Raw genomic sequence first — 12,982 nt, forward strand, 5'->3', positions numbered from 1 at the left:
TCTATACCTCCTTATTCTCTGATTTAGATTTCGTAATAATTAAAATAAAAGCCATCGCCAATATTAAAAACACTGCAATTGTAGAACCCATCCCATAGTTTTGAGTAACTAAAAATTGTTCTTGAATTGCTGTACCAAGGTTAACTACTTTATTACCTGCAATTAATCTTGTAATCATAAATAATGAAAGTGCAGGAATAAATGTGATTTGTATGCCTGTTTTAACACCTTCATAAGTTAAAGGCATAATGACCTTTCTAAAAGTTGTAATGTGATTAGCACCTAAATCTCTTGAAGCTTGAATTAGATTTTCTGGTATTTCTTCCATAGCATTAAATATAGGTAATAGCATAAATGGAATATAAATGTATACCGATACAATAATAAACGCTGTGCTCGTAAATAATAAATCAGTAGAAGGTACATGAAATATATTCAACATTTTATTTAATAATCCATCATGGCTAAAAATACCGATAAAAGCATATGTTTTTAATAATAGATTAATCCATGTTGGTAAAATGATAAGCAATAATAATATTTCTTTATGTCTAGCACTTTTTAAAGCTAACGCTAACGGATAGCTCACTAACAAACAAAAGAATGTAATCAAAATAGCATACCATACTGAACTTAAAGTCATTTTTAAATAGCTACTTGTAAAGAAATTCGTATAATTCTCTAATGAAAAATGGCCATGAATATCGAGTAAAGAAGCATAAAATATCATGGCAATTGGAACGATGATAAATAAAATAATCCAAATCATATAAGGTACGAGTAAAAATGATTTTATTTTATGCATGAACATCATCCTCGTAGCTTTCTATCCGACGATCAAATTCTTCTTCTGTTTCACCAGGTAGCATTATATGAATAGATTCAGAATCAAAATCTAATCCTACCGTTTCACCGATTACTGCCTTTTTAGTCGTTTGTATAATCCATTCGTTACCTTGTTCATCATAGCAACAAATTTCATAATGCACGCCTCTAAATAGCTGTGAGTCTACTACTGCAGATACTCTACCTTCACTTGGAGATTTGATGCTTATGTCTTCTGGGCGTATCACGACATCTACTTTAGCATCTGGATCAAATCCAGCATCTACACATTCATAGGTAATACCATACATTTCTACTTCATAATCTCGTTTCATAATGCCACTTACGATATTAGATTCACCGATGAAATCTGCTACGAATTTATTTACCGGTTCATCGTATATATCAACTGGTGTGCCACTTTGTTCAATCTTTCCATCTTTCATTACAAAAATATAATCGCTCATTGCTAAAGCTTCTTCTTGATCATGCGTTACAAATATAAATGTAATACCTAGCCTTTGCTGTAATTCACGCAATTCATATTGCATTTCGGTACGCAGTTTTAAATCTAATGCAGATAAAGGTTCATCTAACAATATAATTTCAGGTTCATTTGCTATAGCGCGAGCAATTGCTACACGTTGTTTTTGTCCACCACTCATTTCTGATATTTTTCTTTGTTCATATCCTTCTAGTTTCACTAATTTCAATGCTTCTATCACTTTATGTTGTATATCTTTTTTGTTTAATTTTTTTATTTTTAATCCAAAAGCTACATTTTCAAAAACATTTAAATGAGGAAACAATGCGTAATCTTGAAATACTGTATTTACTTTTCTATTATTTGCAGGAATTTGATTAATGATTTTATCATTAAAATATATGTTTCCACTTGTCGGTGTTTCAAATCCAGCAATAAGTTTTAAAATAGTTGTTTTGCCACAACCTGAAGGGCCTAATAGCGTGTAAAACCTACCTTCTTCTATTTCAAAACTAACATCGCTTAATACATGGGTATTATTAAAATTTTTATAGATGTTTTCAAACTTGATAATTGATTTTGACATTGTTTCCCCTCCTATAAATAAGATTCTGTAGCCACAATTAGTACTTCAGCATCTTTCTCAGTTTCATTGAAAAATTGATGAACTTCATGAGCTTTAAAGTAAAAACATTCACCTTTTTTAGCTTTATATTTTCTTTTCCCAATTTTCAAAGTAATGGTACCCTTTTTAACATAAGCAAAAGTTTCTGACGAAGATGGTGAGAATGATTTATATCGACACCCACCTTTAAGCGTTATAATGACTGGTTCCATTTCAAATTCATTGGAATCTGGGACTAACCAATTAATTTTGTATCCTTCATCATATTCGTCATATAAAGTTTGCTCTTTTGCAGGATAATGTATACGAGCTTGATATAGCTTTTCATTGAAAAACTCGCTTGGTTCAACACCTAATACATCTAATATATTTAAAAAAGTTTCCATAGATGGCGATGATAAATTTCTTTCTAATTGTGAGATATATCCCTTTGATAAATCTGTTCTTTCACCTAATTCTTCTTGAGTTAAGTTCTTTTGATATCTTAAATTTTTAAGTTTTTCTCCTATATTCATAAATCCCCCAAAAAAGAGTTGTATGTTTACTTTTACTAAACAATAAGTTTAGTACCTTTAATAAAATAACAGAAATTATTTTATACTTCAACACTTTTTTGGGGGATGAGAAAATTTATTTAATTGTGATACTTGTTTCAATAGTACTATCTTTTAAAGCTTTTACTGCTTTGTATCCATCATAGCCACTCGCTTGTTTGAATTCTTTATACATGTTGTTTTCATCTGCTTTACCAGGAACAACTTTCTTAAAGTTTTTGTAAGCTTGTTCAAATGATTCTCTATTAGCACTTGATTCGTAAGCATCTTCGATATGATTAAAAAATTCAACGACTTGCAATATTTCTTCTTGTGACCAATCAACATCAATTGGATAACTATATTCCATATCATTAATCTCCTTATAAAAAAAGAATCACTGCGTTAACAGTGATTCTTTAGTATTGTCAAATATTATAAAGTATGGACAGGCGTACCTAGTGCTACTTCCGCAGCTTCCATAGAAATTTCACCTAATGTTGGGTGAGCATGAATAGTTAATGAAATGTCTTCTGCAGTCATTCCACTTTCTATTGCTAATCCAAGTTCAGCAATAACATCTGAAGCATTAGCACCTGCTACTTGAGCACCTACTAATAATCCATTTTCTTTTAATGTTACTAACTTAACAAATCCATTTGTTTCGTTTAGTGCTAAAGCACGGCCATTTGCAGCAAATGGGAATTTAGAAGCTTTAACTTCTAAACCTTCTTCTTTAGCACTAGCTTCTGTATGACCTACAGTAGCTAGTTCTGGCTCAGTGAAACATACTGCTGGAATACCTAAGTAATCAACAGCTGATTTTTCACCAGAAATAGCTTCAGCAGCTACTTTAGCTTCATAACTTGCTTTATGAGCAAGTGGAGGACCAGCTACGATGTCACCAATTGCAAAGATATTTTCAACTGATGTACGAGTTTGATCGTCTACTTCAACTAGTCCGCGATCACTCATTTTCAAGCCTAATTCTTCTAGACCTAATTCGTCAGTATTTGGACGACGTCCTACAGTTACTAATACATAATCAGCTTCGATTTCTTTTGTTTCTCCACCAGCTTCATACGTAACTTTCACGCCATTATCAGTCTCTTCAGCAGATTTAGCCATTGCTTCAGTTACGATATCAACGCCTTTAGCTTTAAGACCTTTTTTAACGATTTGAGTCATTTGTTTTTCGAATCCGCCTAAGATGTCTTTTGCACCTTCAAGAATTGTAACTTCAGAACCGAAGTTAGCGAAAGCTGTACCAAGTTCCGAACCGATATATCCGCCACCAACTACAACTAATTTTTTAGGAACATCTTTAAGCGCTAATGCACCACTTGAATCGATAACACGTTCACCAAATTTGAAATTAGGAATTTCAATTGGACGAGAACCTGTTGCGATAATTGCATTTTTGAAAGTATAAGTTTGAGAAGCTTTTTCAGTCATAACTTTTAAGTTATTTTCATCTACGAAGTATGCTTCACCTTTTACAACTTCAACTTTGTTACCTTTTAATAATCCAGCAACTCCGCCAGTTAATTTATTAACTACGCCGTTTTTGAATTCTTGAACTTTGTCAAAGTTTAATGCTACTTTTTCTGCAATTACACCCATATCTTCTGAATGTTGTGCATTATGGAAACGGTGAGACGCTGATAATAAAGCTTTAGATGGAATACAACCAACGTTTAAACAAACGCCACCTAATTCGCCTTTTTCAACGATTGTTACTTTTTGTCCAAGTTGCGCTGCACGAATTGCTGCAACGTAACCACCAGGACCTGCTCCAATTACAATAGTATCTGTTTCAATAGGAAAATCTCCAACTACCATTTTTACCCCTCCATTAATAATAATTCTGGATTATTTAATAATCTCTTAATATGGTTCATTGCGTTTTGACCAGTAGCACCATCAATTTGTCTGTGGTCAAAGCTTAATGATAATGATAACACAGGTGCTGCAACAATTTCTCCATCTTTAACGATAGGTTTTTGAGCTATACGGCCAATACCTAAAATCGCTACTTCAGGGTGATTGATTACAGGAGTGAACCATTGTCCACCAGCTGAACCGATATTACTGATTGTACAAGTTGCGCCTTTCATTTCATTAGCTTGTAATTTACCATCACGTGCTTTTACAGCTAATTCGTTAATTTCATCTGAAATTTGGAACATTGATTTATGATCAGCATTTTTAACTACTGGTACTAATAAACCGCGATCAGTATCTGCAGCTATACCTATATTATAGTAATGTTTATGAACAATTTCACCATTTTCTTCATCAAATTCAGTATTTAATGCTGGGTATTTCTTAAGCGCTGATACTAATGCTTTAACAACATATGGTAAGAATGTTAATTTAGTACCTTGTTCCGCAGCAACTTCTTTGAATTTTTTACGGTGATCCCATAGTTCTTGTACATCAATTTCATCCATTAATGTTACATGAGGAGCTGTTTGTTTAGAGTTAACCATTGCTTTTGCAATTGCTTTACGCATAGCAGGTATTTTCTCACGAGTTTCTGGGTAAGCACCTTCTGGTACTTGTGCAGTTTGTGTTGCAGTATCTTCAGTTGAAGCTGATTGAGCTTCTTCTGTTGTACCTTGTTCTGAAGTGCTTCCGCCATTTAAGTATGCTTCAACATCTTCTTTTAAGATACGTCCATTTTTACCTGAACCTGAAACTGCTTTAATATTTACATCGTTGTCACGTGCAAATTTACGAACAGAAGGCATTGCGATTACGCGTTTAGAATCGTCAACTTCTTCAGATTTTTCACTTTCTTGAGCAGATTCTTCTTTAGTTTCTTCTGCTTTTTCTTCTTGTTTAGGTTCTTCGTCGTCATCATGACCTTTGAACTGAATACCTTCAGCGTCAGGAGCATCAATTTTAACAATTGTGTCACCAACAACAGAAACGGTTCCTTCTTCGACCATAACTTCTTCTACTTTACCTGAAACAGGTGATGGAATTTCTACGACTGATTTATCATTTTGAACTTCACATAATACATCGTCTTCTTGAATTTCGTCGCCTGCTTTAACAAACCATTTTACAATTTCACCTTCGTGGATACCTTCACCGATATCTGGTAATTTAAATTCAAATGACAAGATTTTTTCCTCCTAAATATAAATCTGTATTTTTAGTACAAATTAAAATTCTAATGTTTCTTTAGCTTGTGCTACGATATCTTTTTTGTTTGGTAACCAAACACCTTCAGCTTGTGTGAATGGGTAAATAGTATCAGGAGCTGCTACACGTGCAATTGGAGCCTCTAATGATAGAACTGCTCTTTCAGAAATCTCAGCAACTACAGTAGCACCAACGCCAGCTTGTTTTTGAGCTTCTTGAACGATGATTACACGGTTAGTTTTTTCAACTGATTTTACGATTGTTTCAACATCGATAGGTTGAACAGTGATTAAGTCGATTACTTCTACTGAATAACCGTCTTTTTCTAAATCTTCTGCTGCTTTAAGAGATTCTTGAACCATTGCACCGTAAGTAACAATAGTTAAATCTGTACCTTCACGTTTTACTTTCGCTTTACCGATTTCTACTTCGTACTCTTCTTCAGGTACTTCTTCACGGAATGAACGATATAATTTCATGTGTTCTAAGTAAACGACAGGGTCGTCACTACGAATAGCTGAAATTAATAATCCTTTAGCATCATATGGGTTTGAAGGAATGATTACTTTCAAACCTGGTGATTGTGCCATTAAACCTTCTAAGTTATCCGCGTGTAATTCTGGAGTGTGAACACCTCCACCGAATGGCGCGCGGATAGTTACAGGTGCAGCTTTTGAATCACCTGAACGGAAACGGTGACGTGCAATTTGTCCAGCGATTGAGTCCATAACCTCAAATACGAAACCAAAGAATTGGATTTCCATGACAGGACGGTAACCTTCAAGCGTTAAACCTAAAGCTAAACCACCAATACCTGATTCTGCTAGTGGTGTATCAAATACACGATCTTCGCCGAATTCTTTTTGTAAACCTTCTGTAGCACGGAATACTCCGCCGTTTACACCAACGTCTTCACCGAATAATAAAACATCTTCGTCTCTTTTTAATTCGTTTTGAAGCGCATTGTTAATCGCTTGAATCATTGTCATTTGTGCCATGACTTACTTCGACTCCTTCTCTTTGTAAATTTCATATTGTTCAGCTAAGTTTTGAGGCATTTCATCGTACATAATTTCCATTAAATCAGTAACTTTTTGTTTAGGCGTATTATCTGCCTCTTTAATAGCTGTTTTAATTTCTTCTTTTGCTTTTTCCATTACTTCGTTTTCTTTTTCTTCAGACCATAAGTTTTTAGCTTCAAGATATTTTCTGAAACGTACTAATGGATCTTTCTTTTCCCAATCTGAATCTTCATCAGATGTTCTGTAACGTGTTGGATCGTCACCAGCCATTGTATGTGGACCATAACGATAAGTTAATGTTTCGATTAATGTTGGACCTTCACCGTTAACAGCACGTTCACGCGCTTCTTTAGTGATTGCATAAACTGCTAAAGCATCCATTCCGTCTACTAATACGCCTGGAATACCAACTGACACTGATTTTTGAGCTAATGTCTTAGCTGCTGTTTGTTTATCACGTGGAGTTGAAATCGCGTAGTTGTTATTTTGAATTACAAAGATAGCAGGTGCTTTATAAGCAGATGCGAAGTTAATACCTTCATAGAAGTCACCTTGTGATGAACCACCGTCACCAGTATATGTGATTGCTACATTTTTCTTCCCGCGTTTTTTAAGACCTAATGCAACACCAGCTGTTTGAATAAACTGAGCACCGATGATGATTTGTGGACTTAATGCGTTCACACCTTCTGGGAATTGGTTACCAATAAAGTGTCCACGTGAGAATAAGAACGCTTTAGTTAATGGTAAACCATGCCAGATTAATTGAGGTACATCACGGTAACCTGGAAGTACATAGTCTTCTTTCTCTAATGCATAATGTGAAGCTAATTGAGAAGCTTCTTGTCCTGCTGTTGGTGCATAGAAACCTAAACGACCTTGTCTATTTAAAGAAATAGAACGTTGGTCAAGGACACGAGTCCATACCATTCTTTCCATTAATTCAACTAGTTCTTCGTCAGATAAGTCCGGTAATAAGTCATTATTTACGACATTTCCTTCTTCATCTAAAACTTGAACCATTTCAAACTTAGACTCTATTTCATTTAAAGTCGCTACTGCATCGAATTGGGCTTTTTTTCTCGGAGCCATTCAATTCACCATACCTTTCCCTATATTAAATAATCATTTCTTAATTAGTTTAACACAAAACTGTTTTACTGTTAAATAAAAAATACTTACATAATAAAAAGCCTTTGATTCAAGGCTTTTATACGTCTGTATTACAACATCATAACAACTGTACTAATACATATCAATTATTTAAAATCTGTGCTACATCTTGTTTTTCTTGTTGAACTTTTTTTAATTGATTTTGATAATCTGTAACAACTTTTTCTGTTTTTTTATTTTCTTCAGTTAATTTTTCCGAACGTTCATCTGCACCTTGTTGTGTTGCTTTATCTTTCGATAAATAACCGAATAATTCTTTTTCTGCTTTTAGAACACCTTTATATCCTTTTATTACTTCTTCATGTGTTTTATATTTTTTATCTAAGATATTTTTTAAATCTTTAGCTTCTTTTATCTGTTCATCGTCTTCTATCGCTTTATAGTCTTTTTCGGATGTTTCAAATATCTCTTTTGAATCTTTCATTGCTTTATCTTCTTTATCGATTATCGCTTCACGATCATCAACGCTTTTTGTAATTTCTTCAGCAATAGACTTAAATTCATCACCTTTAGCTTTATTTAATTTTTCAATTTTAGCTACTTTTTCTTTTTCTGCTTTTGTCATTTCTTCATTTAAATCTACGATGACCTTCTCTTTTTTATTTGCTTTTTCTATTTTTTTGTAAAATGATTCTAATGAATCTGTTGATTGACCACAAGCTGTTAATAACATAGTGGCTGTTAAAGTTAATGCGCCGATTTTCTTGCCAATCATATGTATTTCCTCCTTACTAATCTATGTTTATGTTACTCTGTTTTTTTTATTTATACAATTAATATTAGATGTAAATACGATGAATTTTTGATATATTTTATATGAGGAAGGTGCATGAAAATGATAACTATGGAAAATATTATACGTGACGGCCACGAAACACTTAGAAAAAAAGCCGATGAAGTAGCAATACCTGTATCTAAAGAGGATCAAGAAACTTTAAACGAAATGTTAGAATTCCTTAAAAATTCTCAAGATGAAGAACTAGCAAAAAAATATGGACTTCGCTCTGGAGTTGGTCTTGCAGCTCCTCAAATAAATGTTTCTAAAAAAATGTTAGCCGTTTATATCCAAGATGATGGAAAAGGAAATAAACTTGAACTTCAACTCATTAACCCTAAAATTGTGAGCCATAGTGTTCAAAAAGCATATTTAAACGGCGGTGAAGGTTGTTTAAGTGTTGACGAATCTATACCAGGATTAGTGCACAGAAACTTTAAAGTGACGATAGAAGCTTTTGATATTGAAGGCAATCCATTCAAAAAAAGGTTTAAAGGATATCCAGCAATTGTCCTACAACATGAAATTGACCATTTGAATGGCATAATGTTCTATGACTATATTAATGAAGAAGATCCATTTAAAGTGGTAGACGATGCTGTAGAAATTAATTAACAATACAAAAAGAGAGTCTGGGACAATTATTTATGCCCCAGACTCTTTTTCATAGTTTTAAGTTTTAAATTATAGTTACATAAATTCATCTCTACGTTCTATAAATTTAATATTTTCTTCTTTTAATGATTTTTGAATTAATTCTAATTCATCTAGATTCAACCACTCTGGATCTTTATTATGTCGAATGTAGTGTGGATCTTGTTTTACATTATTTACTGTTTCATCATAATTATAAATCATAACAACTTCATTTTGGCGAATATTAAATTCAATACCTTTAAAATGTTTATCTGATCTATTTTTTTCAGCTTTTACAGTTTTTATAATACGTTCAACTTTATCCATAACATTCACTTCCTATTCATCTATCAATCCTAATTTCACACATGCATCGTATATGCCATTCTCGTCTACACTTTTAGTTTCATAATCACAAACTTCTTTTAAAGCGTCTACAGCATTTCCCATAGCTACTCCACAACCAACTTCAGTTAACATTTCAACATCGTTCGGTCCATCGCCAAACGCTACGACTTCATTTAATGAAAATCCTAACTCTTTACTCAACTCTTTAATGCCTTCTGCTTTAGAACGATTGTTAGGTACAACGTCTCTGCTTAAAGTATGCCATCTATAAAACTTTAAAGATTCAAATTGGTTATCATATTTATAATCTTCATCAGCAGTATGGAATATAAGCGCTTGATATACTGGATGATCTAAATAATATGTATTGTGATATTGTGGATAATCCATTTTCAAAGTGCCTAAGCTTTCTGAAATATGAAGATTGTTTTCTTCACTTGCGTATACGTTTGTGTCTCCAAAGAAAACTAAAGGATGATTATTTTTGTGTGCTTTTTCAACGATTTGTGTTAATTCTTCCTTATTCAATGGATATTTACCTATTACTTCTCCATCATGAACAACAATTTGTCCATTTAATGAAACAAAGGTTTGAATATCAGTTTCTTCAATTACGTGCTTAAACATGTAAGGTGCGCGTCCGGTAGCAATTCCAACTATGTGACCTTTTTCTTTTAATTTTTTTATTGCGGTTATTGTTGATTGAGGTATTTCTTTATTTTCATCATAAATTGTACCATCTATATCTAGAAATATTAATTTCTTTTCCAACTATCATCGCCTCCTCCGTTCTATTCTAGTCCATTCTGAGTATATATGAAAGATTTAGTTAAATAACTTTATTTATATCTAATTATCATGTAAAATGAACTTATTAAAAAGGTATTTATATATTTAATTTAAATACCTCTCAAAATGAACGGGACTCAAATTTCAAAAATTGACTAACCCTAGCCTTAAACTAGGGCTTTATTTATGTTAATCAACTAGGAGGATTATATATATGGCAATATTTAAAGTATTTTATCAAGAAGACAAAAGTGAAGTTATTGTACGTGAAAGTACACAAACTAAGTATTTCGAAGGACAAACAGAAGAACAAGTGAGACGTTATTTATCAGATCGTAATTATAATATCGAATTTGTCCAAAAATTAGAGGGCGCTCATTTAGATTATGAACAAAAATCAGAACATTTTAATGTGGAGAAAATCTAAATGAAACCCATCCAAAAAAATGAAGTAGGTGTATATGCACTGGGAGGACTCGGTGAAATAGGTAAAAACACGTACGCCCTCGAATATCAAGATGAAATAATCGTAATAGACGCTGGTATTAAGTTCCCAGATGACGATTTGCTTGGTATCGATTACGTGATACCTGATTATACTTACTTAATACAAAACAAACATAAAGTAAAAGCTTTATTCATTACACATGGACACGAAGACCATATTGGTGGCGTCCCTTATCTACTTAAACAATTTAATGTTCCCATATACAGTGGTCCATTAGCTTTAGGTTTAATTAGAAATAAATTAGAAGAACATCATTTACTAAAAACTGCACAACTCAATGAAATAACTGAAGACTCTGTGTTTGAATTTAAACACTTTAAAATCTCATTTTATTTAACAACACATAGTATACCTGAAGCATACGGTATTATAGCCGATACACCTCAAGGTAAAATTGTTCATACTGGTGACTTCAAATTTGATTTCACACCTGTTGGACAACCAGCAAATATTGCTAAAATGGCTCAATTAGGTGAAGAAGGCGTACTTTGTTTGCTTTCGGATTCTACTAACTCTGAAGTTCCTAACTTTACACTAAGTGAAAAAGAAGTTGGACAAAATGTAGATGAGATTTTCCGTAAATGTACAGGAAGAATTATTTTTGCGACTTTCGCATCAAATATATATCGTGTACAACAAGCTGTTGAAGCAGCCGTTAAATACAATCGTAAAATTGTAGTATTCGGTCGTTCAATGGAGAACAACATTAAAATTGGTACTGATTTAGGATATATTAAAGTACCACCTGAAACATTTATTGAACCTAATAAAATCAATACTGTGCCTAAGCATGAAATATTAATTTTATGTACAGGTTCTCAAGGTGAACCAATGGCTGCTTTATCTAGAATAGCTAATGGCACACATAGACAAATTAGTATTATACCTGATGATACAGTAGTATTTAGTTCTTCCCCTATTCCAGGTAATACAAAGAGTGTTAACAGAACAATAAACGCGCTTTATAAAGCTGGAGCAGATGTTATCCATGGTAAGTTGTCGAATATTCATACATCTGGACACGGTTCTCAAGATGAACAAAAATTAATGCTTCGTTTAATTAAGCCGAAATATTTCATGCCGATTCATGGTGAATATAGAATGCTTAAGAAACACAGTGAAACAGGTGTTAACTGTGGCGTTGATCCTGATAATATATTTGTATATGAAATCGGTGATGTATTAGCACTTACGAAAGATTCTGCACGATACGCAGGACGCATACCTTCTGGAAGTGTGTTCGTAGATGGAAGTGGAATTGGAGATATAGGCAACGTTGTTATAAAAGACCGTAAAGTATTATCAGAAGAAGGTTTAGTAATTGTAGTTGTAAGCATTGACTTTAAGACAAAGCAATTGCTTTCTGGTCCTGATATTATATCTCGTGGTTTTGTATACATGAGAGAATCTGGTCATTTAATTTATGATGCACAACGATTAATTAAAAAGTCAGTAATTGAGAAATTAAATAATAATGATAAAGTTGAATGGCATCATGTTAAAGCAACAATAACAGAAGCGTTACAACCGTATTTATACGAAAAAACTGCTCGTAAACCAATGATTTTACCAATCATTATGAAAATCAAATAATAGAGAATAGGATATAACCCCTTTTCTCAATTCAAACACCCCAATCCGTTGATTTCTCTTTCGGGTTGGGGTGTTTGTTTATTTCGTTTTAAAAAGTGTATAGTCTCCTATTTTTGTTATAACTAACAAAGATTTGAGTACATAAAATTAAATCATAGAAAATATCGCGCTAACGGGCTTGTTTAGATTCACTAGGTCGTTAGAAATTGTAACAGGCTTGTTTCTTATTTCTTGCACTTTAGAGCGGCATACCTTATGTATTTAGGATAAAATTATATTAAAACACTGAATAATATCGAGCTAACGTGCTTGTTTATAATCACTAGCTCGTTAGAAAATGTAACGAGCTTGTCTCAAATTTCTTGCACGTTAGAGCGGCATACCTTATGTATTTAGGATAAAATTATATTAAAACACTGAATAATATAGTCAAGTCCATATTTATGTGTAATATCTTTAGAAGTAATCAACCTTTGGTTTTTTAGAATGTATTAACAAAATAAATCTGTTTGATTTTT

Annotated in this window: 14 protein-coding genes; 3 read left to right on the top strand and 11 right to left on the bottom strand. The window is 32.9% G+C overall.

Translation table 11 applies throughout. From position 1 onward, the window contains the following. Position 1: 1 nt before the first annotated feature. From LQ688_RS13295 to LQ688_RS13335, 9 genes are all read right to left on the bottom strand, one after another. Positions 2-805, bottom strand: a complete 804-nt coding sequence (locus LQ688_RS13295; RefSeq protein WP_064204112.1) for an ABC transporter permease — start codon at positions 803-805, stop codon at positions 2-4. Beyond that, positions 798-1,895 (bottom strand): ABC transporter ATP-binding protein, encoded by a 1,098-nt coding sequence (locus tag LQ688_RS13300; RefSeq protein WP_182093842.1) that lies wholly within the window; start codon positions 1,893-1,895, stop codon positions 798-800. Before LQ688_RS13300 ends, LQ688_RS13295 begins: the two co-directional genes overlap by 8 nt. A gap of 11 nt (positions 1,896-1,906) precedes the next feature. Continuing rightward, entirely contained in the window at positions 1,907-2,449 is a 543-nt protein-coding gene (locus LQ688_RS13305; RefSeq protein ID WP_064204114.1) for a helix-turn-helix domain-containing protein, read from the bottom strand. A gap of 115 nt (positions 2,450-2,564) precedes the next feature. Further along, on the bottom strand, positions 2,565-2,837 hold the full coding sequence (locus tag LQ688_RS13310) for a UPF0223 family protein (protein WP_218729831.1): 273 nt from the start codon (positions 2,835-2,837) through the stop codon (positions 2,565-2,567). 65 nt (positions 2,838-2,902) lie between these two features. Next, positions 2,903-4,309, bottom strand: coding sequence for a dihydrolipoyl dehydrogenase (lpdA, locus tag LQ688_RS13315; protein ID WP_064204116.1), 1,407 nt, complete (start codon positions 4,307-4,309; stop codon positions 2,903-2,905). Positions 4,310-4,311: 2 nt separating this feature from the next. Then, the gene (locus LQ688_RS13320) at positions 4,312-5,598 is read right to left on the bottom strand and encodes a dihydrolipoamide acetyltransferase family protein (protein WP_064211627.1); all 1,287 of its coding nucleotides are present in this window, start codon (positions 5,596-5,598) and stop codon (positions 4,312-4,314) included. Between the two features lie 42 nt (positions 5,599-5,640). Continuing rightward, positions 5,641-6,618: an alpha-ketoacid dehydrogenase subunit beta gene (locus LQ688_RS13325; RefSeq protein ID WP_064211626.1), complete on the bottom strand. Its 978-nt coding sequence runs from the start codon at positions 6,616-6,618 to the stop codon at positions 5,641-5,643. A 3-nt stretch (positions 6,619-6,621) separates the two neighbouring features. After that, entirely contained in the window at positions 6,622-7,734 is a 1,113-nt protein-coding gene (gene pdhA / locus LQ688_RS13330) for a pyruvate dehydrogenase (acetyl-transferring) E1 component subunit alpha (protein ID WP_064204119.1), read from the bottom strand. A 163-nt stretch (positions 7,735-7,897) separates the two neighbouring features. Then, positions 7,898-8,530, bottom strand: a complete 633-nt coding sequence (locus tag LQ688_RS13335; RefSeq protein WP_064204120.1) for a YkyA family protein — start codon at positions 8,528-8,530, stop codon at positions 7,898-7,900. A 120-nt stretch (positions 8,531-8,650) separates the two neighbouring features. Here LQ688_RS13335 and def point away from each other — a divergent pair, with 120 nt between their 5' ends. Further along, positions 8,651-9,205: a peptide deformylase gene (gene def, locus LQ688_RS13340; protein ID WP_064204134.1), complete on the top strand. Its 555-nt coding sequence runs from the start codon at positions 8,651-8,653 to the stop codon at positions 9,203-9,205. Positions 9,206-9,280: 75 nt separating this feature from the next. Here def and LQ688_RS13345 read toward each other — a convergent pair whose 3' ends face one another. Next, positions 9,281-9,553 carry a hypothetical protein gene (locus tag LQ688_RS13345; protein WP_239704147.1) on the bottom strand — a complete coding sequence of 91 codons (273 nt, stop codon included), beginning with the start codon at positions 9,551-9,553 and terminating at the stop codon, positions 9,281-9,283. A gap of 12 nt (positions 9,554-9,565) precedes the next feature. After that, complete coding sequence (locus LQ688_RS13350; protein ID WP_064204122.1) at positions 9,566-10,345, bottom strand: Cof-type HAD-IIB family hydrolase; 780 nt, start codon at positions 10,343-10,345, stop codon at positions 9,566-9,568. Between the two features lie 232 nt (positions 10,346-10,577). Between LQ688_RS13350 and LQ688_RS13355 the strand changes: the two genes are divergently transcribed. Both LQ688_RS13355 and rnjA read left to right on the top strand, forming a co-directional pair. Then, on the top strand, positions 10,578-10,790 hold the full coding sequence (locus tag LQ688_RS13355; protein WP_064204123.1) for a DNA-dependent RNA polymerase subunit epsilon: 213 nt from the start codon (positions 10,578-10,580) through the stop codon (positions 10,788-10,790). Next, positions 10,791-12,464: a ribonuclease J1 gene (gene rnjA / locus LQ688_RS13360; protein WP_064204124.1), complete on the top strand. Its 1,674-nt coding sequence runs from the start codon at positions 10,791-10,793 to the stop codon at positions 12,462-12,464. Positions 12,465-12,982 lie beyond the last annotated feature (518 nt).

Origin of the sequence: Mammaliicoccus sp. J-M40 (assembly GCF_022386395.1) — a bacterium.
Taxonomy (GTDB): domain Bacteria; phylum Bacillota; class Bacilli; order Staphylococcales; family Staphylococcaceae; genus Mammaliicoccus; species Mammaliicoccus lentus.